This is a genomic window from Snodgrassella alvi, assembly GCF_040741455.2.
Classification (GTDB): Bacteria; Pseudomonadota; Gammaproteobacteria; order Burkholderiales; family Neisseriaceae; genus Snodgrassella; species Snodgrassella alvi_E.
In genome coordinates, this window is record NZ_CP160328.2 from 2112463 (window position 1) to 2134553 (window position 22091).

General features: G+C 46.1%; 21 protein-coding genes. 17 read left to right on the plus strand and 4 right to left on the minus strand.

Features of this window, described 5'->3' with window-relative positions; translation table 11 throughout:
- The first annotated feature begins 77 nt into the window (after nt 1-77).
- From gluQRS to ABU615_RS09495, 9 genes are all read left to right on the plus strand, one after another.
- Complete coding sequence (gluQRS, locus tag ABU615_RS09455; protein WP_367645578.1) at nt 78-971, plus strand: tRNA glutamyl-Q(34) synthetase GluQRS; 894 nt, start codon at nt 78-80, stop codon at nt 969-971.
- 38 nt (nt 972-1009) lie between these two features.
- On the plus strand, nt 1010-2713 hold the full coding sequence (gene cydD, locus ABU615_RS09460) for a thiol reductant ABC exporter subunit CydD (protein ID WP_370388897.1): 1704 nt from the start codon (nt 1010-1012) through the stop codon (nt 2711-2713).
- Entirely contained in the window at nt 2710-4368 is a 1659-nt protein-coding gene (locus ABU615_RS09465; RefSeq protein ID WP_370388898.1) for an amino acid ABC transporter ATP-binding/permease protein, read from the plus strand. The genes cydD and ABU615_RS09465 overlap by 4 nt, the downstream gene beginning before the upstream one ends.
- Before the next feature lie 399 nt (nt 4369-4767).
- Nucleotides 4768-6312, plus strand: coding sequence for a cytochrome ubiquinol oxidase subunit I (locus ABU615_RS09470; RefSeq protein ID WP_370388899.1), 1545 nt, complete (start codon nt 4768-4770; stop codon nt 6310-6312).
- A gap of 9 nt (nt 6313-6321) precedes the next feature.
- The gene (gene cydB, locus ABU615_RS09475) at nt 6322-7470 is read left to right on the plus strand and encodes a cytochrome d ubiquinol oxidase subunit II (RefSeq protein WP_370388900.1); all 1149 of its coding nucleotides are present in this window, start codon (nt 6322-6324) and stop codon (nt 7468-7470) included.
- A gap of 58 nt (nt 7471-7528) precedes the next feature.
- Nucleotides 7529-7651 (plus strand): cytochrome bd-I oxidase subunit CydX, encoded by a 123-nt coding sequence (gene cydX, locus ABU615_RS09480; RefSeq protein WP_100139827.1) that lies wholly within the window; start codon nt 7529-7531, stop codon nt 7649-7651.
- Between the two features lie 253 nt (nt 7652-7904).
- Nucleotides 7905-8186, plus strand: coding sequence for a hypothetical protein (locus tag ABU615_RS09485; protein ID WP_100139828.1), 282 nt, complete (start codon nt 7905-7907; stop codon nt 8184-8186).
- Nucleotides 8187-8449: 263 nt separating this feature from the next.
- Nucleotides 8450-8812, plus strand: a complete 363-nt coding sequence (locus ABU615_RS09490; RefSeq protein WP_367489083.1) for a DUF423 domain-containing protein — start codon at nt 8450-8452, stop codon at nt 8810-8812.
- 29 nt (nt 8813-8841) lie between these two features.
- Nucleotides 8842-9324 carry a hypothetical protein gene (locus ABU615_RS09495; RefSeq protein ID WP_267408193.1) on the plus strand — a complete coding sequence of 161 codons (483 nt, stop codon included), beginning with the start codon at nt 8842-8844 and terminating at the stop codon, nt 9322-9324.
- Nucleotides 9325-9424: 100 nt separating this feature from the next.
- Here ABU615_RS09495 and ABU615_RS09500 read toward each other — a convergent pair whose 3' ends face one another.
- The 3 genes from ABU615_RS09500 to ABU615_RS09510 form a co-directional block, all read right to left on the minus strand.
- Nucleotides 9425-10795 (minus strand): NAD-dependent succinate-semialdehyde dehydrogenase, encoded by a 1371-nt coding sequence (locus tag ABU615_RS09500; protein ID WP_370388901.1) that lies wholly within the window; start codon nt 10793-10795, stop codon nt 9425-9427.
- Between the two features lie 178 nt (nt 10796-10973).
- On the minus strand, nt 10974-11663 hold the full coding sequence (locus tag ABU615_RS09505) for an LrgB family protein (protein WP_370388902.1): 690 nt from the start codon (nt 11661-11663) through the stop codon (nt 10974-10976).
- A 37-nt stretch (nt 11664-11700) separates the two neighbouring features.
- On the minus strand, nt 11701-12105 hold the full coding sequence (locus tag ABU615_RS09510) for a CidA/LrgA family protein (RefSeq protein WP_367489076.1): 405 nt from the start codon (nt 12103-12105) through the stop codon (nt 11701-11703).
- Nucleotides 12106-12207: 102 nt separating this feature from the next.
- On the opposite strand from ABU615_RS09510, the gene ABU615_RS09515 reads away from it, so the two are divergent.
- The gene (locus ABU615_RS09515) at nt 12208-13101 is read left to right on the plus strand and encodes a LysR substrate-binding domain-containing protein (RefSeq protein ID WP_267391221.1); all 894 of its coding nucleotides are present in this window, start codon (nt 12208-12210) and stop codon (nt 13099-13101) included.
- 603 nt (nt 13102-13704) lie between these two features.
- Entirely contained in the window at nt 13705-13851 is a 147-nt protein-coding gene (locus ABU615_RS09520; protein WP_267404518.1) for a hypothetical protein, read from the plus strand.
- A gap of 199 nt (nt 13852-14050) precedes the next feature.
- On the opposite strand, the gene coaD is transcribed toward ABU615_RS09520, so the two are convergent.
- Nucleotides 14051-14566 (minus strand): pantetheine-phosphate adenylyltransferase, encoded by a 516-nt coding sequence (coaD, locus tag ABU615_RS09525; RefSeq protein WP_370388903.1) that lies wholly within the window; start codon nt 14564-14566, stop codon nt 14051-14053.
- Between the two features lie 365 nt (nt 14567-14931).
- On the opposite strand from coaD, the gene ABU615_RS09530 reads away from it, so the two are divergent.
- The 6 genes from ABU615_RS09530 to ispF all read left to right on the plus strand — a co-directional run bounded on the left by ABU615_RS09530 (nt 14932) and on the right by ispF (nt 22068).
- Nucleotides 14932-16128: an efflux RND transporter periplasmic adaptor subunit gene (locus ABU615_RS09530; RefSeq protein WP_370388904.1), complete on the plus strand. Its 1197-nt coding sequence runs from the start codon at nt 14932-14934 to the stop codon at nt 16126-16128.
- A gap of 3 nt (nt 16129-16131) precedes the next feature.
- On the plus strand, nt 16132-18069 hold the full coding sequence (locus ABU615_RS09535) for a MacB family efflux pump subunit (RefSeq protein WP_370388905.1): 1938 nt from the start codon (nt 16132-16134) through the stop codon (nt 18067-18069).
- 96 nt (nt 18070-18165) lie between these two features.
- The gene (locus ABU615_RS09540) at nt 18166-19557 is read left to right on the plus strand and encodes a TolC family protein (RefSeq protein ID WP_370388906.1); all 1392 of its coding nucleotides are present in this window, start codon (nt 18166-18168) and stop codon (nt 19555-19557) included.
- Nucleotides 19558-20147: 590 nt separating this feature from the next.
- On the plus strand, nt 20148-20885 hold the full coding sequence (gene dnaQ / locus ABU615_RS09545) for a DNA polymerase III subunit epsilon (RefSeq protein WP_367489062.1): 738 nt from the start codon (nt 20148-20150) through the stop codon (nt 20883-20885).
- Nucleotides 20882-21589 (plus strand): 2-C-methyl-D-erythritol 4-phosphate cytidylyltransferase, encoded by a 708-nt coding sequence (ispD, locus tag ABU615_RS09550; RefSeq protein ID WP_370388907.1) that lies wholly within the window; start codon nt 20882-20884, stop codon nt 21587-21589. The genes dnaQ and ispD overlap by 4 nt, the downstream gene beginning before the upstream one ends.
- The gene (gene ispF / locus ABU615_RS09555) at nt 21586-22068 is read left to right on the plus strand and encodes a 2-C-methyl-D-erythritol 2,4-cyclodiphosphate synthase (protein WP_367489059.1); all 483 of its coding nucleotides are present in this window, start codon (nt 21586-21588) and stop codon (nt 22066-22068) included. The genes ispD and ispF overlap by 4 nt, the downstream gene beginning before the upstream one ends.
- Nucleotides 22069-22091: the final 23 nt, after the last annotated feature.

Genomic DNA, 22091 nt, shown 5'->3' on the forward strand with positions numbered 1-22091 from the left:
ATTGGGTGGTTTGTTCTTTTGCAAATAGAATGTCAAGTTGCAGGTGATGTTCAGGATGGAAGCGGTTTGTGGCTGAGATGTATGTGGGGCGGTTTGCGCCCAGTCCGACTGGTTTATTGCATATTGGTTCGCTGCTGACGGCTGTGGCTTCGTATCTGGATGCACGCAGCCGGCAGGGACGTTGGCTGGTGCGTATGGAAGATTTAGATCCGCCGCGGGAAATGCACGGTGCGGCTGCTTCTATTTTGTCGACACTGGAGGCATTTTCGCTGTACTGGGATGGTGAGGTGGTGTATCAGAGCCGCCGCCATCATTTGTATGCGGCGGCATTGGATGCCTTGCGTGCACAGAATAGAGTCTATCCTTGTTTTTGTAGTCGTAAGACGGTGCAGGCTGAAGCACGGGGTATGGGTGTGGATGGTGTAATTTATGGTGGTAGATGTGCATTAAATGATGCAGCGATATCTGCAGTTGCGCATAAGCCTCCGGCATGGCGTTTACGCACAGATACAGCCATTATCGGTTTTCTGGATGCGGTACAGGGCTGGCAGCAGCAGTGTCTGGCTAGTGATACGGGCGATTTTATTTTGTTGCGTGCGGATGGCTGCTGGGCTTATCAGCTGGCGGTGGTGGTCGATGATGCAGCACAGGGTGTAAATCATGTGGTGCGTGGTCAGGATTTGCTGGTGTCGACGCCACGGCAGATTTATGTGCAGCAGTTGTTAGGTCTTGCTCAGCCTGAGTATGCTCATTTGCCGTTGTTAACAAATGCGCAGGGGCAGAAGTGGTCAAAGCAGACGCGGGCACCGGCACTGGATGTGCGTCGACGTGAGGATTTGTTACGGCAGGTTTTGCTTTATCTGGGGCTGCCGCTGGCGCCGCAAGTGGATAGTTTGGCGGATTTGCTGGAATGGGCGGTATTGCATTGGCGGCTAGAGCGTGTTCGGCCACACGCTATTGTGGCTGAATAGTTTTAGGTAAGGGATTTTAGATTAAAGGGAGAAGCAGGTTGGCTACACCAAATGTTCAAGCATTTTCTGCGCGTTTTTATCTGCGTATGTGGCAAAAGCGCCAGCGTCGGTCTTTCCGGCTGGCATGGATGCTGATGCTGACGGCAGCGGTATTAATTATCGTGCAAAGTGCTTTATTGGCCAATCTGTTTGCATTGTGGCTGGGTGGTGAGAATGTGATGGCGGTTCTCCGCCAGTTTCTGCCTTATTTGCTGGTGTGTTGGTTGCTGCGACCGTTGCTGAATTATTTTAAAGATCGGTTGGTGGCGCAAGCCAGTGCGTCTATCCGCATGCAGCTACGCAGCCAGTTGTTAAGCGCTTTGGCTTTTCTGGGGCCGGAACGCAGCCAATATGGCAGTGATGGCGCGCTGTCTTCCTTGGTGTTGGAGCAGGTGGATGCGCTAGATGGTTATTTTAGCCATTATGTGCTGCAACAGCAGTTGGCAGCACTGATGCCATTGCTGATTGTAGCGGCAACCTGTTTTTACAGTCCGTTTGCAGCGGCTTTATTGTTGCTGACAGCACCATTGGTGCCGGTGTTTATGATTCTGCTAGGGCAGGCCGCTGCGCGGAAAAATCGGGCGCAATTGTCTGCGCTTGCTGCATTGAGCGGTCGGTTTCTGGATTTATTGCGTGGTCTGCCGACGTTACGTCGGCTGGGGGCACAGCAGATTGCGCAGCAGGCAATTGATTCGGCTGCTCATTCCTACCGCAAGCGTACTATGGCGGTGCTGCGTCTGGCATTTCTGTCTACGGCGGTGTTGGAGTTGTTTGCTTCCTTGGCGATTGCACTGGTGGCGGTGTATCTGGGATTGGGGCTACTGGGTGTGTTGCCGTGGGCAAATGGTCAGGTGCCGGTACCTTATCAGGGGGCGTTGTTTATTTTACTGCTGGCTCCTGAATTTTATGCGCCGCTGCGCCAGCTAGGTGCGAATTATCATGATAAGGCCAAAGCGGAAGCGGCAGCAGAGGCATTAATCCCTTTGTTTGAAGTTACTGAAACGGTGACAGCGTCCACTGCTGAGGTGGATTTTGTATTGCAGAGTCCGCCTGAGCTACGAGGTGAATATCTAGTGGTTTACGGGCGAGATAAGCGGGTGAGGTTGCCTCAGTTTAGTTTCAGTGTACAGGCTGGCGAGCGGGTGCTGCTGCGGGGCACCAGTGGTAGTGGTAAGTCGAGTCTGTTGCAGGCTTTGCTTGGATTTGCACCTTACTCCGGTATTTTACGGATTAATCAATATGATTATATCGATTTGAATCTGCCACTACTCAGACAATCGGTGGCTTATCTGGCGCAGTCGCCGCCGATTTTGCCGTTGTCGATTGCTGATAATTTGCGGCTGGCTAATGCCAGTGCTTCAGATGAGCAGTTGCGTGAAGTGTTGCAGCAGGTGGGTTTGTGGGTGCTGGTACAGAGGCTGCCGGCTCAGTTAAATACGCTATTGGGTGAGCGAGGCAAGGGATTGTCAGGTGGCCAGTTGCAACGTCTGGCTCTGGCACAGATGCTGCTGCGCAATTCCCCTTTGTGGCTGTTGGATGAGCCGACTGCACATTTGGATGCGCAAACAGCAGAAGAAATTATGCGGTTACTGGACAGACTCAGCTACGGCAAGACGGTGTTGCTAGTGAGCCATGATGTGAGTTATGCAGGTTGGACTGACCGAGAAATAATGCTGTCTTCTGAGCAGGAGCTGGTGCGATGAAACGTTATGATTTGTTGTGGTCGGGGCGGGAGCTGAAGTTATCGGGTCTTTTACGCAGCCGGCAGGGTGCGTGGATTCTGGCGTGGTTTCTAGGGCAGGCTACGGCAATTGCTGGTATTGCTCTGCTGGCTTTGTCCGGCTGGTTTATTACGGCGGCAGGGCTGGCAGGAATGGTGAGTCTGGCTACGGCTTATACCTTTAATTATTTTACGCCAGCAGGAGTTATCCGCTTGCTGGCTATTTTACGTACGGCTGGACGCTATGGCGAGCGTCTGGGTTCGCACGATGCGGTACTGGGATTGCTGGCTGATTTGCGTAGTGGTCTGTTTGCGCGGTTGGCCGCTGCCAGACAGCAGCAAGTGAGCTCGCTTCAGCAGATGCATCGGTTATTAAGTGATATTGAACTCTTGAATAATTGGCCGCTAAATGTGGTGTTGCCATGGTTGTGGGCGTTTATGTTGTTGCTGGGTATTCTTGGTTTAACTCTGGTTGTAGCCGGTGGCGGGCTAACGCTGGCCCTGAGTATTCCTTTGGTTCTGGCAACACTGGTAATTCCGGCACTGGCTGCTGGCTACGGGCAGAATTGGGGTCGTCGGCAAGCGATGCAGGCAGAAATTCGACGAACTGCTTTACTGCAACCACTGGAGGCGCTAACCGCACTATTGCAATGGCAGCAATGGCCACGTTTTGCGACTGCTTTTTTTGCTAAGGATGGGAATTATATTGGCGCGCAGCTAAGTCAGCAGAGGCTGGCGGGTAAAGTGGTGCTGCTACAGCAGTTGTGTCTCGCAGCAGCGGCCGCGGTGCTATTGTGGCAGGGTAGTGCTTTGTTGAGTACGGGAAAGTTGTCTGTGGCGATGTTGCTAGCTTTGCTGCTGGCAATATTCGGCTTTGCTGAGCTGGTATTGGTGCTGGGAATGAATGTGATGACTTTTGGTTTGTGTCGCGCTGCCTGTACCCGTCTCAATGCGATTGTGCCCAGCGGTGTGCCGGTGTCTGAACCAAAAAAAGATTTACCTCTGCAACTGCATTTGCAGGCAAGAAAATTGTGTGCGCGCTGGCCACAGGCACTGAATGGTGCTGACCATATTAGTTTCGATGTGAAAAACGGGGATATTTTATTGTTGCAAGGTGCCTCCGGTGCCGGTAAGTCTACTTTACTGGCGGTGCTGGCCGGAGAGCTGGAGGCAAATGATGGTGAGCTAAGCTGTAATGGTAGGCCGTTTGCGCATTGGCAATGGACAAGGCAGGTGGGATATCTGGCACAGCAGCTAGATATTTTTGATTTAACGCTGGCAGAGAATCTGCGGCTGGGCAAAGCGGACGCGACTGATGAAGAGCTATGGGCGGTGCTGGCCAGTGTGGGGCTGATGGTGTGGGCTGAGCATCAGCCTAAGCAGCTGGATACGCCGCTGGGAGAATACGGTGCCGCAGTTTCAGGCGGGCAGGCGCGACGGATTGCACTGGCTCGATTGTTGCTGCGCCCTTATGTGCTGCTGATTCTGGATGAACCTTTTGCAGGTATGGATGAAGATACGCAGTTTGCACTGGCTGCAATGCTTCAGCAACATCAGCAGCATGGCATTTTGGTTGTGGCCAGTCATCAAGCTAATCCATGGCCACAAGCACAGGTTTTGCAAGTGGGCACGAGTTAAGCGGTATGTCTTTGTTGCAGTATGCGTATTGATACAGCCACATTGTGGCTGTTTTTATTTTGAAAAGAAACACGTTGTTTGATTTAAATCAAGTTAATGCTGTGCAGATAATAAATATTGATAAATCCATTGTTTTATAATTTATACTTATATGTGTATAAATTTTTTAAGTTGTAGAGTAAGTATTTTTTAATTATGTGTGATATCTTTTCGGTAATTTATAATCAAACTTTACAATTTTAAATTTATTCTAATTATAAGTATTTGAAAAATTTTATGTTAAGTTTCATATTCTCGATTTGAATAGTATTATTTTATCTATGTAATTGGAATATATGTACTATTCGGGCTGTGATTTTACTGAATAAAATTTAATTAATCAAAACAAGGAACAAGGCTATGGATTTGGTGGAGCTGTCTCGGCTGCAGTTTGCTCTAGTCGCGCTTTATCATTTTTTGTTTGTGCCGCTGACAATTGGGATGACATGGATTCTGGTCATTATGGAATCAGTATATGTGCTAACCGGCAAGCAAATTTATAAGGATATGACGCGTTTCTGGGGTAAATTATTCGGTATCAATTTCGCACTTGGGGTGACTACCGGTATTACCATGGAATTTCAGTTTGGTACTAACTGGTCTTATTACTCACATTATGTGGGTGATATTTTTGGTGCCCCTCTGGCGATTGAAGGTCTGATGGCTTTCTTTCTTGAATCTACGTTTGTAGGTTTGTTCTTTTTTGCTTGGGATCGCTTGAGTCGTCCTGGCCATCTGCTGGTTACAGTGCTGATGGCGCTGGGTACCAATTTGTCTGCATTGTGGATTTTGGTAGCTAATGGTTGGATGCAGGATCCGGTGGGTGCGCATTTCAATTTTGAATCTATGCGCATGGAAATGACCAGCTTTTCGGAAATCTTTCTGAACGAGGTGGCGCAAAATAAATTCGTGCATACTGTTTCCGCCGGTTATGTGACTGGTGCAATTTTCGTGATGGCGATTTCTGCCTGGTATATGTTGAAGCGTCAGGATGTGGAATTTGCTAAGAAAAGTTTCCGTATCGCGGTGGGTTTTGGTGTGGCTTCGATTTTGTCGGTGATAGTGCTTGGTGATGAATCCGGCTATACGGTTGGTAAATCACAGCAAACCAAAATGGCTGCGCTAGAAGCCATGTGGGAAACAGAACCGGCGCCAGCTTCTTTTAATTTAATTGCTCTGCCCAATGAAGATGCGATGAAAAATGATTTTACAGTCCGGATTCCATGGGCAATGGGCTTGATTGGTACGCGCTCGCTGGATAAGCAAATTCCGGGAATTAAGGAAATCATTGTTGACAACATTGAGCGTATCCGTAACGGACGTGAAGCAGTAATTGCACTGGAAGCATTGCGTAAAAATCGTTCTGACGAGCTGGCTAAAGAAAACCTGAAAAAATATGGTGATGATTTAGGCTTTGGTTTACTGCTGAAATCATATGTACCAGATGTGCGGCAGGCTACTGAAGCTGATATTGCACATGCGGCGCGGGAAACTATTCCGCGAGTGGCTCCGATGTTCTGGAGTTTCCGCATTATGGTGCTGTGCGGATTTCTGATGCTGTTATTGATGGCAGTGGCATTTTATGCTTCGGTTAAAAATAATTTTGCTGAAAGGCGCTGGTTGCTGAAATGGACGTTCTGGAGTCTACCTCTGCCATGGCTGGCTTGTGAAGCAGGATGGTTTGTGGCCGAATATGGCCGCCAGCCATGGACGGTATACGGCGTGCTGCCCACTAATCTGTCTGTATCTTCGTTAACTGCCGCCAACCTATGGGGTTCTATTTTCGGCTTTGTGACTTTGTACACGATACTGCTGATTGTGGAAGTTTATCTGATGGTACGGTTTTCGCGTCAGGGACCGGGCTCGCTGGGCACGGGTCGCTATGCCAATGAAGCAGAGCATTAGGAGTTGAGCATGGAATTCTTGGATTATCCGGTATTGAAATTCATCTGGTGGTTACTGCTGGGCGTGCTGCTGATCGGCTTTGCCATTATGGATGGGCAAGACATGGGGGTTGGTGCTTTGCTGCCGTTTGTGGGCAGAAACGATAATGAGCGCCGTGTGATTATTAATACGGTAGGCCCGCATTGGGATGGTAATCAGGTATGGTTTATTACTGGAGGTGGCGCGATTTTTGCTGCTTGGCCTTATGCATATGCTACTGCTTTTTCCGGTTTTTACTGGGCCATGATGGCCGTATTGTGGGCGCTGTTTTTCCGGCCGGTGGGGTTTGATTACCGCAGTAAAATTAATAATCCGCTATGGCGCTCCAGCTGGGACTGGTTATTGTTTGTTGGCAGTTTTGTGCCGCCGCTGATTTTTGGTGTTGCTTTCGGCAATCTGCTTTTAGGGGTGCCTTTTCATTTTGATGATGATTTGCGCTCTTTCTACACCGGTAGTTTCTGGGGGCTGCTAAATCCATTTAGTCTGTTGTGCGGTGTGGTTTCAGCAGCAATGATGATTTTCCACGGTGCCATTTATCTGGCTTTACGTACGGAAGATGTGGTGAAAAAACGTGCCCTGCATGCAAGTACCATCGCCCTGATAGTAGTAGTGGTGACCTTTTCTTTGGCTGGTCTGTGGATTAATTTGGGTATCAAGGGCTACAGCATGGTAGCCGGTAGCTATCTACCAGCCGCCGCACCCGACCCACTCCACAAACAGGTGGTCACCGCCACTGGTGCGTGGATGCAAAACTATCAGCAATATCCGCTGTTGCTGGTGATTCCGGTGCTGGCTTATCTGGGCTTTATTCTGGCTTGGCTGCTGGCCAAAAATGGTAAAGCATTCGCAGCGTTTTGGTCGTCTGCACTGGGTCTAGCTGGAGTGATTGCTACTGCTGGTGTAGCTATGTTTCCATTTATCATGCCATCCAATACCGATTTGCGTTCGAGTTTAACAGTATGGGATGCTAGCTCCAGTGAATTTACTTTGAAAGTAATGCTGGTGGCTGCGATTATCTTTGTGCCGATTGTGCTGTTTTATACCAGCTGGTGCTACCGTGTGATGCGCGGTAAGGTAACCAGTGAGCATATCCGCCGCAACGATCACAGCGCATATTGATAACGTAGTACCTGCCGGTACGCACCGGCAGGTTTGGCTAAACAGACGGGAGTATATTATGTGGTATTTTGCTTGGTGTTTGGGCATTGGTTTTGCCATATTGCTGGGTGTAGTGAATGCATTATGGGGCGAATATCAGCAGGATAGAGATTCTTTAGAGCAGAACTCATCAGAGTCATAAGAAAATTTATGCAGAATCAGGCTGAGCGGAATAAGCTCAGGTAATCTGAACAGTTCCTTTGGTTTGCTGTATACCTATATAACGGGTATACAGCTTTTTTTATTGCTTACGCCGTATATTCATTGAGTGGTGCACGTATCTACACAGTTGCTACTTTTGTGGTAGATGTGGGTTGAAGAGATTAATTTTTCTGGAAATTTTTGCATTTTTATATTATTATGTTTGATGGATATTCTCTTCGGAAAGGACTCCGATGAATAAATTGATACGTAATGGCTTGATGTTTTCTGTTTCCATGCTGCTGGCTATGAGCGCTGGCGCTAAGGATATTAAAATTGACGGCAACAATACTTCCTATGCACCGGAAGAAGTGCAGAAGCTGGCCAGCACCGCTGTAAAAATGGGTGTGAAAGAGCCTCTGAATATGAATTTGGCCGCTGGAAATCTAACAGTATCCGGCGCCAGCAGTACTAAATGTGTGATTAAAGTAGGCACAGGACAGACACCGCAGATTGCTGGTATCAGTTGCAAATAAGCTGCTGATTCAAGCTTTTCCTGTAAAGAATGAAAAACAGGCCAATCGTTGGGATTGGCCTGTTTTTTACTGGCAATTTGACTCAGGGCGATGGTATAAGCGATTGATGCTCGATCGGTGTTGGGTCACCTAGTAGTAATGTGGTTTGTTATCCACACGGGTGGAAGATATACTGTGGTTATCTGGCAGCAATACAGTATTTGGGTGTCTGATATATGATCAGTGAAACAGATTTTATGATTGAATAAATTAAGGGGAATGATATGTGGTTAGGTACGGCAGCAATGAATCTAGCTCTGGCGGTAATGCTCGGTGCATTTGGTGCACATGGTTTAAAGCAGATGGCCAGTGCACAGCAGCTTGAATGGTGGCATACAGCCACACAGTATTTTTTTTGGCATGCACTGGGATTGCTGATGCTCGGTGTGCTGGCCAGAACTGTACCGGCTTTTGCCGTTAAAACTCCATTCTGGCTGTTGCAGCTGGGGCTAATTATTTTTTGTGGTTCATTGTATCTGATGGCTTTAGGTTTACCGCGCTGGCTGGGTGCTATAACACCTGTAGGTGGGGTAACAATGATTATTGGCTGGTTAACGCTAGCTTGGATGGCGTTTAAGCAGTCTTAGCGGCAATTTTGCCAGACAGGAGGTATGGTATGCGCAGTACGGTTTACGTCATAATGTTGGCTTGGTTTGTGGCTGCTTTTCTGAGTGCCTGTCATCGAGTTACAGCAAAAGCGGCAAAAGGTTTGGTGCCCCAAGCACAGGCTGTTACTACCGTCCCTTATCAAGAGGCAAGACACTATTTTATTAAAAATACGGTCAACCGGCCGGTACCAAGGCATATCAATACTGCATCCGAGTTTTCACGTTATTTTGCTATGGCTGCAACGATGGGACCTAATGGTCAGCCAACACCGATTGATTTTAACACTCACGATGTTCTAGTTTATGATGCTGGAATTGTGCAGCGGCAGCTTGATATCACCCCTATGGCACTCAGTCGCACGCGGGATAAACTGATATTAGATATACGTATCCACAACGGTACCGCGCTTGATTATCAGATGCATCCGTTTGTATTATTGATTGTGCCAAAAAATTTGCCTCAGCAGGTGGATTTTAATATCCGAAAATAAATATTTGTTTGAGTTGGGTGTTGATGTGTTCTAGAGATGGCATAGGTGAAGTGCAAAAAAGCAGTCTGAATAACAGACTGCTTTTTTTAATAAAGAAAATTTATTCTTGACCAACTACTATCAGTTTGTGGTTTACGAATTCTTTAATGCCCAGATCGCTCAGTTCGCGGCCGAAACCGGAGCGTTTTACTCCGCCAAATGGCAGCTTAGCAACTGAATCCCCAAAGCGGTTGATGAATACCATACCGGTTTCGATACGGGAAGCCAGTTTTTTAGCGCGTTCGATGTCTTTCGAAAACACAGTTCCGCCCAGCCCAAAATTAGAATCATTGGCCAGAGCGACAGCTTCATCATCATTTTTCACCACATACAGCTGCGCTACCGGACCAAAAAATTCCTCAAAATAAGCTGGATTGTCGCGGCTGATATCAGTAATCAGGGTAGGGGTAAAGAAGTTACCTTCAGCTGGCTGATTGCCGCATAATACTTTGGCGCCATGGCTGATAGCTGCATCAAGTTGTTTCTGCAAATCCTCTTTGCCCTTGCGAGATGATAGTGGTGCGAGCGTGGTATGTTCATCTAGTGGATCTCCCATTACCACATTGGCAAAATCTTCTTTGACAATTCGGATAAACTCTTCGGCCACTTGTTCATGCACGATAAATCGTTTTGCGGCGATACATACTTGTCCGGCATTGAACAGGCGGCCACCAACGGCCGTATGTGCTGCTGCCGCCACGTCTGCATCTTCAGTCACGACAAAGACATCATTGCCACCCAGCTCCATGGTGGCTTTTTTCAATTTGCTGCCAGCCTGTCCGGCTACTATGCTGCCGGCACCTTCAGAACCGGTGAGCGCCACGCCTTGTACGCGCTTGTCGCTAATAATAGTGGCAATCTGCTGTGTGTTAACAAACAAATTGGTATAGGCGCCTGCTGGTGCATTGGCTTCATGCAGCAAATCTTCCATCAGTTGTGCACATTGCGGCACATTGCTTGCATGTTTGGCGACCACTGGATTGCCAACAGCCATTGCTGGCGCAATCACACGAATCAATTGATATATTGGAAAATTCCATGGTTCAATCGCCAGAATAATTCCGATGGGATGATGTTCTACCCAGCCTTTACCTAGCTTACTTGGATAAGCTACTGGTTTGAGTAATTCGGCTGCCTGTTCGGCATAATACTGCACGATTTCAATGCAGTTAACCACTTCATTTCGACTTTCGGCCAGACGTTTACCCATATCCTGAGTAATGATTCGAGCAATTTTTTCTTGATGCAGCGTCATGACATCTGCTAGACGGCGTAAAAGTGCCTGTCTGTCACTTATGTTTTGTGGCTGCGACCACGCAGACTGATACAGCGTATAGGCCTGAGTGAGGATGTTTTCTACTTCAGCGTCTGTGTGATTGTTGAAAGTTTTAGTCAGTTCGTTGGTGAACGGATTGAGAGATTGATATGCCATGTGTAGCTACTCCCTATAGATATACTATTAAGAATGTTTTGTCTGTAAATATATAAGACAAGAGAAATGTGCCGTCTGGTAATTACCAGTGCGGCTTTAATGTGATAAGGAATAGAAATAAGATGCCGAGAATCATTGTACGGCAGCGGTAAATATTTTGTAAAGTGAGGTTTAGACTTTACAGCCATACAATAAACCGCACCAGCATCGGGCCGACCAGTACCATAAATAAACCAGCTAATATCATGGTGAGACTGGCAACCACCCCTTCATCGGCATTGCGCTGAATAGCGCGTGAGGTACCGAAGCCATGAGCGGCGTTACCAAAAGCGGCACCATTAGCAAGATGCAGACGGCTGCGGCTGAAAGCCAGTGTGATGTCACCAAACAGCATGCCGGCTAACCCAGTAATAATGGTAAATACCGATACCAGTGCGGCCGAGCCATGGATTTTATCTGCCAGCTCAATCGCAAATGGCGTGGAAACAGACCGTGCCATCAGGCTATAAGTAACTTCATGATTAAAATGAAACAAACGAGCCATAAGATAGGCACTGCCGACACCAACAGACATGCCAACAATAATGGCCGCCAAGAGTATTGGTAGCTGCCGCTTCATCACCTCGCGATATTGGTAAATGGGGATGGCAAAAGCCACTGTGGCCGGTCCGAGCAGGCCAGATATATAACGTGTGTATTGATTGTAATCGGCGTATCTAATGTTGAGCCACTGCATCACCGCAATGGTGATGACACTAAATGTAATAGCTGGGGATAACAGCATAATGGGTTTGGCGCGATAACATTTTTTGGCCAATGCATACAGCACGATGGTCCAGATAAAGCAGCCGACAGCAATGATATTCATATAGGTTTTCTAAGTAGGAAAAATGATTATTGGTTTTTTAGATATGGCGGCGCTTAATCCAGGCACGTCGCATGCGGTAACAGTATTTCAGCGTCAGAGCTGTACTACTCATCACCAGAAAGGTGCCGCTGACGATACTTACAATCAATTGCCAGCCTTCAGCCATAAAAAGTGCTTTATATTGCACCACCGCAATCAGAATAGGCATGAAGTACAGCATCAGCTCTCCGAGTAGCGCCTGTGCTCCACTGGATACCCACGACAGCTTGATTATTTTTAGTTGTAAAAGGACTAACAGCAGAAATAAACCGATTACACCAGCGGATAGAGGAATATGCGTAACTTTTTCAATACCGAGTCCAGCTATCCAGAACAATATAATTACGCCGATCTGACTGCAGATACGCAAGCAGTTAGCCGGACAAAGGTGTAAGATATTCATATTGGCTTTCCTGATGCCATTAATTCAGGCGCTAAATTATAGTAAGCCTTATTAGGCGTAATATGAATTATAAGTTTTTTATTATTCTTTTCCTGAATAATTATGATTGATATAAAAGCACTTCAGTGCTGGGTGGCTTTGGTTCAGAATCATAGCTTTTCCGCCACCGCAGAAAAACTGGCTTTATCGCAGCCCAGCGTAAGCAAAATAATACATACATTAGAAAATGAACTAAATGTAGCATTACTTTATAAAGGTGAAAACGGCCGCAAACGACTGGTACAGCCTACCGAAATTGGTCAGCGTGTCTATGATCGTTCGCAGCAGATACTGAATCAGGTCAATCTCTTGCAACAGGAAGTTGCGGATTACCGCAAATTAAAATCCGGTACCTTGCGCATTGGTATGTCCCTGCTTGGGAGCCGTCTGCTTACGCCGGTTTTCTTCCGTTTTCATCAGCAATGTCCAGATATTGAGCTGGCGTTTATCGAATCCGGTACCCGCGATATCGAAGCTGCTTTGCTGGATAACCGGCTGGATGCCGGTCAGTTGCTGCTACCGGTAAGCGATGAATTTAACCACATTCCCTTGTGCGATTACCCGCTGATGGTTTTGTTTCCACGAAAAAGGCTGGCTAATATTCCCGAATCGATATCGCTGCGCAGCTTGCGTGATGAATCTTTTATTCTGTTTAGCCGAGGTTTTGCTCTATATGAGCGCATTGTCAATGCCTGCCGCGATCAGGGCTTTGAACCGAATGTTGTTTGCTGTACTAGCCAGTGGGAGCTATTGCGAGATATGGTAGAGAAAGAAATAGGTATTGCTTTACTGCCACGCTATTACACTGATGATTTTGATAGCAAGGTGTTTGCAGCCGTCCCACTCACAGACCCTACAATCAACTGGCGTTTATCTATGGCATGGCCGCGCCATAAAAAGCTGACGCCGGCACTTAAAGCGTGGCTAAATGTGGTGCGACAAGAATTCGCACAATAACAATTTTTACAATTAATGTTTATTAATATTAGTCTGATAAGAAAACGTTACATAAAGACTGCATCCTCTCGTCTTGAGCATAAATAGCGCATTAGTAAAAAGCCAGTAAAAGAAATATATACTGTACGCAGCCATACCGATAAGTGAAAACCTGAGTTACATATAAGGCTAAAAGTTTTGCACTGAGCTGAATATTTACTACCAGAAGCAGTAGCGGTAAGAGTAGTGTGCGTATCATGCTATGATTTAAAAGATGAAGCCGAAATAATAGTAGCTATTCTAAATGCAATCAGCGTAAGAAATGCTGTAAGAGTAGGAATGGCCACTTTTATATGGCCATGCACAGAGCAGGCTGTCAATATCAAATCTTTAACACCTTCATCTACTGAATACATGTATCCTATTAGGGTATATATCGTATTGTGTACGTGTCTGCTTCGAAAAAACAGATAGATTGATTTTTAAGTTTTTAATTAAAACTTAAGTGCAAATTTAATATAAATATATTTCAGAATATAAATATTAAGTTTAAAATAAATTTGAAGTATAAATTATTAAAACCTCAGAAAATAATATTTAAATTACTTATGGAGATAAAATGATATGTCTGCAAATAAAAAAACGTCTTCAGCAATAGCATCCAATGCAGCTAAGACTTTAAAAAAACCTGATGCTTCCAAAATTCAAAAGCAGCTTGCCGCTTCTGCTTTGGCTCAATCCAGTACCACTAAACAAACCGGAAAAAAATAGAAACCATTGCATCGAAGGCTTTAAAAAGTTCAAAATATAGTGAAGAAACCAAATCCTTAGCCGGCTCGGTATTAAGCCAATCGAATAGCAAAAATTAAAGAAATTCGAGTGGATAGACTAAACCGACAATTACATTAAAACCAGTAAACCTTGGCTGGTTTACTGGTTGCAGAGCCGGAATCTAAACGTGCTGTACTGTTTAGTGTTCCTGATACAAATGATCCTGCATAATTTTTTCATACACCGCATCTGGTACATAGCGACGTATCATCGTCTGCCAGTTCTGCGGACCAACCATACCTTTTACCATGGTTGACGAGACTTCGGCATACTCTCGCGGTGGCATCAGAAAAACTGTAGAAATATCCGGCTGTAAATCATGATTGATATGGCGCATCGAACGCTCATATTCATAATCCGAAGCAGTACGGATACCGCGTACGATGAAATCGGCACCGATACTACGGGCATAATTAACCAAATACTGATTCTGAAAACTGGAAATTTTCACATTAGGAAAATTGGCGGTAATGGCACGCAACATATCCTTACGCTCTTCTATGGTGTAGGTAGTTGCTTTTTCAGGATTCACGCCAATCGCAACCACTAGCTCATCAAATAACGGCTGGGCTTCGCGAATCATCCATAAATGGCCATTTGTCGGCGGATCAAAACTGCCGGCATATACAGCACGGCGGACATTCGAATTAGTCATTAGTGTGTGTTCCAAACAGCTTTCTGGGTTATTTCATTGAATTAAATGCGACAGATTGCTGGGTATTCATGATTTGATTGTAAACCGATGGTGTTTTTTTTCAATGCCGGCAAAAACAAAGCTGCGCAGCTTAATCAGTTATGTGTGTATTGTCAAAGCCGGCCCCTTTCCAATGTAACTGCAGCACCGCCACGCTGAAAAGCGTAAATAATGGTTAATGAGTGCATGCAGGTTCAGGTTTGGGCGCAGACTTATATATTTAATCATCAGATATATTGATGAGAATGGTTTTCATCCTTTACAATCTTAATCTTTTGCCGCTGGTATATTAAAAAGGGCAAAAACACTTAAGTGTGATACGGATAATGAAGCAAATGAAAAAAAAATGGGTTAAAAGGGTAGTATGGCTATTGGTTTTGTTGCTGCTAGCGGCAATCCTGTGGAACCTATTTTTCAAACCCAAAAATCAGATGAATTTTGTGACTGATGAAGTACGCCGCAGTGATATTACCCAGACAGTGAATGCGACCGGTGAAATTGCCGCAGCTCAACTGGTGGATGTGGGTGCACAAGCTTCAGGACAGATTAAAAAGTTGTATGTCAAACTGGGACAGCAGGTAAAAAAAGGCGACCTGATTGCCGATATTGATTCCACCACCCAGATGAATACCCTGAATACCAATAAAGCCAAGCTGGATACTTATCGTGCCCAGTTGGTATCGGCGGAAATCGCATTAAAAATGAAGCAGCGTGCATTTGCACGTGAGCAAGTTTTAATCGGACAAGATGCAACTTCCAAAGCGGATTATGATAATGCACAGGATAATCTGGCTGCTGCCCGAGCCAATGTGGCAGAGCTGAAATCTCAGATTCGCCAAACTCAGATTGCTATCAATACCTCAGAAGCAGATTTGGGCTATACCCGCATTACCGCGCCGATGGCCGGTACCGTGGTTTCCATTCCGGTAGAAGAAGGACAGACCGTCAATTCTAGCCAAAACACACCAACTATCGTCCAGTTAGCTGACTTAAGCAAAATGCTGAATAAAATGCAGATTGCCGAAGGTGACATGAGCAAGGTGAAGGCAGGAATGAATCTGACATTCACCACGCTGGCCGATAACAGCAAAATGCGTCAGGCGAAATTGGATGCTGTAGACCCTGGTCTGACTACTATGTCACAGGGTAGCTACAACACCAGTACCGATACCACCGATACTGCCATCTATTACTATGCCCGTGCACTGGTACCGAATGATGATGGTGCTCTGCATATTGGCATGACTACACAGAACAATATTTTTGTAAAAGCCGTGAGAAATGTACTCACCGTTTCCAATCAGGCCATCAAACATCGTCGCGGCAAAAAAGTTGTTCAGGTACTCGATGATAACCAGCAGGTACAGGAAAGACAGATTCACACCGGCATCACTGATGGTATGCGGACCGAAGTGAAATCGGGGCTGAAAGAAGGTGAAAAGGTCGTATTATCTTCTTTGAGCAAAGCTGAAGCTAAAGATGGTGTCAGCATCGAACCGAAAAAGCGCGGCCCGAGAATGTAAGCCATGAGTCTATTGGAAATCAAAGGTATTAACCGCTGGTTTGGTCAGGGTGAAAACCGTGTTCAGGTACTCAAGGATATTAACCTGAGTATCGAAAAAGGTGATTTTGTTGCCATTATCGGCCAGTCCGGTTCTGGTAAATCCACACTGATGAACATCATCGGCTGTCTGGATGTGCCTTCCAGTGGTTCCTACAAAATTGATGGTGTGGAAACGGCCACTATGAGTGCAGACGAGCAGGCTGCACTGCGTCGCCGCAGTTTTGGCTTTATTTTTCAGCGTTATAACTTGCTAGGCACCTTAACTGCGCGTGAAAATGTGGCTCTACCGGCCGTATATGCGGGCATGGAACACGATGAACGGCTGCAACGGGCAGATGAATTACTGTCGCAGCTCGGCCTGTCAGGTAAAGAAGCCAACCGTCCTAATGAGCTATCTGGTGGCCAGCAGCAGCGCGTCAGTATCGCACGCGCTCTGATGAACGGCGGGGAAATTATTCTGGCGGATGAGCCCACCGGTGCACTCGATACCGGCAGCGGACAGAACGTCATGGAAATCCTGCATAAACTCCACGACGCTGGCCATACCATTGTGATGGTGACCCACGATCCAAGCATAGCAGCCAATGCCAACCGCGTAATAGAAATCCGTGACGGACGCATTATTGCCGACCACAGCAAAAATCCGAATATTCCCACAAGTCGCATCGAAAGTATCGAAGAGCGCAACTCGTGGCTTTTTTACCGTGACCAACTATTTGAATCGTTTCGCATGTCGATTCAGGCGATTATGGCGCATAAGATGCGCTCATTTCTTACTATGCTCGGTATCATTATCGGTATTGCATCAGTAGTATCGGTTGTGGCACTGGGACGTGGTTCGCAAGAAAAAATTCTTGAAAACATTAATGCCATGGGCACCAATACGGTGTCTGTTTATCCAGGTTATGGCTATGGCGATCGCCGTTCTTCGCGGATTAAAACGTTGACCGTAGGCGATGCCGAAGCATTGAAACAGCAGGACTATGTTGACAGTGTTACTCCTGGTGCCAACACCAGTGGCACACTCACCTATGAAAATCAGTCTCTTTCCGCCCAGCTCTATGGGGTGGGAGATCAGTACTTTGATGTACGCGGTATCAAACTTGCTTTTGGCCGCCTGTTTAATGAAGATGATGTTAGCCAAAACAGTCAGGTAGTGGTGATTGATGACAACACCAAAAATAAACTCTTCGCAGACGGCAGTAATCCGTTGGGTGAGGTAATTTTGTTTAATAAGCGCCCTTTGCGCATCATTGGCGTAGCTGCACCTAATAATAATGGATTTGCTGATACCGACAGTTTACAGCTTTATACGCCGTATACCACCTTGATGAACCGCATTTCTGGTTCTAAATACATTACATCTGTTACCGTAAAAATCAAAGACAATGTAAATTCCCAGACTGCGGAAAAGGGCATTATTGAATTACTTAAAACCCGCCACGGTACTGAAGATTTTTTTACCCGCAATAGCGACACCATCAAGCAGACTATTGAAAGTACTACCGGTACCATGACAATGCTGATATCCAGTATTGCTTTGATTTCACTGGTGGTGGGCGGTATCGGTGTGATGAATATCATGCTGGTATCGGTAACAGAACGAGTGAAGGAAATTGGTATCCGTATGGCCATAGGCGCACGTCAGCACAATATTCTGGAGCAGTTTCTGATAGAGGCTGTACTGATTTGTTTGATTGGTGGGCTGGTAGGTGTGTTGTTTTCTTTTGCCATCAGTATGTTGTTTAACATGCTGGCCACCGATTTTGCCATGTCATTCTCAACCATTTCGATTGTGATGGCGGTTTTGTGTTCCAGCTTCATAGGTGTGTTATTCGGGTTTATGCCGGCAAAACGTGCTTCACAGCTAAATCCGATAGATGCCCTGTCGCGAGATTAAGCCAATTACCAGTCCAGTATTCTGTAGCGGAAAGAGGTAGGCAGTAGTAATTAAATGAATGTATTAATGGCTGCTGCCAAGAAGATAAAATCAATCATGATGAAAAATATTTCTGTGAAAAAAAGCACCGCAGCTTTAATTGTAGGTTTAAGTGTGTTGCTGAATGCCTGCGCTACTCAGACACCTTATCCGCAGCAGAGCCTATATCGGGCCGGTATGCTCAGCAGTGCTGAAATTGCCGCAAAGTATCAGGTAAACGGCAACTGGTGGGAAATTTATCAAGATGCTACATTGAATCAGCTGGTTACTACAGCACTGGCAAATAATATTGATTTACGGCAGGCTGCTATAACCGCTGAAAAAGCGCGCTACACTGCGCGGCTGACGGGCACGGATTTATTTCCTAAAGCCAATGGTTCCCTTGGTGCCAGTAGCAGTAAAGACCTGAAAGAGGGCGGGGCATCCAGCCGTAGCTTTAGCGGCCAGCTGGGACTGAGCTATGAGCTGGATGTGTGGCAAAAAATCCGTGCTAATACCAATGCCGCTATCTGGCGCTATCAGGCCAGCGAGCAGGATATGGCCGCCAGCCGTTTAGCACTAATAAACAGTGTAGTGGATAATTATTTTCATTTGGCCTATATCGATGGCGCCATCAGCCTGACTAAGGACAGCATCGAGCAATACCGTCAGATTGCTCGCATCTCGCAGGCACAGTATGCGGTGGGTAAAGTGAGCAGTATTAATGCTACTAATGCCAAACAATCTCTACTGAATGCAGAAAACAGCCTGACTTCTCTGCAACAAAATCGTGCCGACGTAGTGCAGACGCTGCACAATTTACTTAATCAACGACCAAATGAAACAACGGATATCCAGCCAACACCTTTGAATCAGATTAAATTCAGTGAAGTGAATCTGGATGTACCTTTATCCGTTCTCGCCAATCGTCCAGATCTACGCGCGGCGGAATATCGCCTACAGTCTGCCTATGCCACCCAGCAAGGTACTCGCCGTAGCTGGTATCCAGGCATCAGCCTCAGTACGGCAGTAAATTCTCGTTCAGATTCGGCAAACTCTGCCTTGCGTTTTCCTGTTGGTACGGCCAGTGTTAACGTCAACCTGCCATTTCTCGACTGGCAGACCTTATATTGGCAAAATAAGCAAGCCAAAGCTGATTTTGACAGCGCTAGACTGACATTTGAGCAGTCACTGACAACGGCACTAAATGAGGTAGAACGATATTATCAGCAATACACCCTTAGTCGTCATACCTTAGCCAATTCCGAACAAAAATATCAGTTTGATATAAAAAACAGCCGGTACTACCATGCACGCTATCAGTATGGTACCAATCCGCTCAGTGACTGGTTGGATGCGCTGAATACGCAATATTCTTCTGCACAGAATGTCCTGAACAGCCGCTACAACGTTTTACAAAATGAAAATCTGATATATCAAGCCATGGCCGGACGTTATCAGCCGCGATAATGTGAATTATCTGACGATGTTGCGGCAGATTATTCTTAGCTGATCTGGCTTAATTTGCTCAGAAGAACCTGATACTGGCAAAAAAATCGCCCCTAAAAAAGGGGCGCAAAAAGGAACACAAACCACTACCAATAGTTAACTTCCAATATAAATCGTTGCGCAAGCAGCAATTTATATGTAAATCAGTTTGGATATTCAAATAAATCAGTACTTTATTTGGAAAAATTTGTTTTGTTGCGTGAACATAGGGGCATCATAAACAAATTGTTTTACAATTGCAAATGATAATTATTTTTATTTCTAAAAATAATTAGTATATTTTATTAAATATTTGTTTTTATTTAAAATAAAAATAGTCATTTCTTTGTGGTCTATTGTCTAAAAGGGCAAAAAGCTGGTTGAAATCTGATTTTAAGGTCTTGGCAACAGGTTAGAGACCTTTCTGTCTAGGAATCGCTCAGAAATTAAAATCAATCGCTGTACTCAATAGAAAACATACCTTGGTTGCCAATTGCATTGTGCGTGTAATGGGATTTTTTAGTATTATTGTTATTTTAAATCTGCGGTATTCTGCCGCTTAAAGCATTAGCATGCGTCAAATTATTCTCGATACTGAAACTACCGGCCTGTCTGCCAGTAATGGCGACAGATTGATTGAATTTGCCGGAGTAGAAATGATAGACCGGCGGCTTACCGGCAATAATCTGCATCTTTATATTAATCCTGAGCGTGATATACCCGAAGAAGCAGTGGCAGTTCATGGCATCACATTGGAAAAACTGCATGAGATGAAAGCTCCAGTCTTTGCCGAAGTTGCCCAGCAAATAGCTGATTATATCAGCGGAGCAGAACTCATTATCCATAATGCGGGCTTTGACGAAAGCTTTCTGGATATGGAATTTAAAAAACTTAATATGCCCGCTACCAGAACCATTACTGAGAAAATCACCGATACTCTGCAAATGGCGCGCGAAAGATACCCGGGACAGAAAAATTCACTCGATGCTCTGTGTACCCGTCTGGAAGTGGATCGCAGCAAGCGCGTACTGCACGGTGCGCTGATAGACTGCGAGTTGCTTGGTGAAGTTTATTTGGCCATGACCCGCAGCCAGTTTAGCTTGGTGGATGAGCTGATGGCAGGTAATACCGATACCAGTATTGCGGGTGGTGGCCAATATCAGATACAACATACAGCTCTTCCTGTCATCAAACCCAATGCAGAAGATATGGCGGAACACGAAGCATATTTACAAACGCTGGATAAAATTGTCGGTGCACCATGTGCGTGGCGGCAGTGGCAGCAGCAACAAGAGGATAAATCTGCATGAGCCGGCGTATTGCGCTGATTCCGGCTGCAGGTGTCGGCGCACGCTTTGGTGCAGAGTGCCCGAAACAGTATGTCCGTCTAGTAGGGCGAACGGTGCTCGAACATACTGTCACACGATTAGCCGGAATACCAGCAATTGATTTAGTGTTCATTGTCGTGTCGTCACAGGATGAGTACATCGATACCATATATCCATCTGCTGCTTTACCTCCCAATATCGCTATTCTGCGCTGTGGTGGAGACACGCGAGCGCAAACAGTGCGCAATGGCATCAGACTGGCCCAGCAGCACTATGCCGTTCTGGATACAGACTGGCTGCTGGTACATGATGCCGCCCGCTGCTGTGTTAGTACAGAATCAGTTGAACGCCTAATAAAGGCAGTACAGCATCATCCGGTGGGCGGATTATCAGCACTGCCGGTGGCTGATACATTGAAGCAGGCAGACCCGGCACAGCAGGTCAGCAGGACGGTCAACAGAGCAGGTTTATGGCAGGCTCAGACGCCGCAGATGTTTCGTGCAGGTATGCTGGCTGCAGCACTGGATCAGGCAGATTTAGACGTAATAACTGATGAATCTTCCGCTGTAGAAGCCATGGGGCTTGCACCGCTGCTGGTGGCAGGAGATATCCGGAACCTAAAATTAACCAGTGCACAAGATGCTTTACTGGCTACTTATTTCTTACAGCAGGATAACATTGAATGAAATCTATCAGAATCGGGCAGGGCTATGACGTGCATCAGTTGGTAGCCGGCCGGCCGCTGATATTAGGCGGAGTTTCCATCCCTTTTGATAAAGGATTGCTTGGACATTCAGATGCCGATGCCCTGCTGCATGCGATTACCGATGCTTTGTTAGGTGCTGCTGCGTTGGGTGATATTGGCAAACTTTATCCAGATACTGCTGCTGTGAATAAAGATGCAGACAGCCGCGAGTTGTTACGCGGGGCTTATGCTCAAGTGCAGGCGGCAGGCTGGAAAGTAGTCAATGTAGACAGTACTGTGATTGCCCAGCAGCCTAAACTGCGCCCTTACATCGACCAAATGCGGCAAAATATAGCCGCTGTACTGAATTTGCCGGTTGATGCCGTTAATATCAAAGGCAAAACCAATGAAAAACTTGGTTATTTAGGGCGACAAGAAGCAATTGAGGCACAGGCAGTTGTTCTGCTTACAGCGGTTTAATCCAATGCAGGCTTGAGCTATAA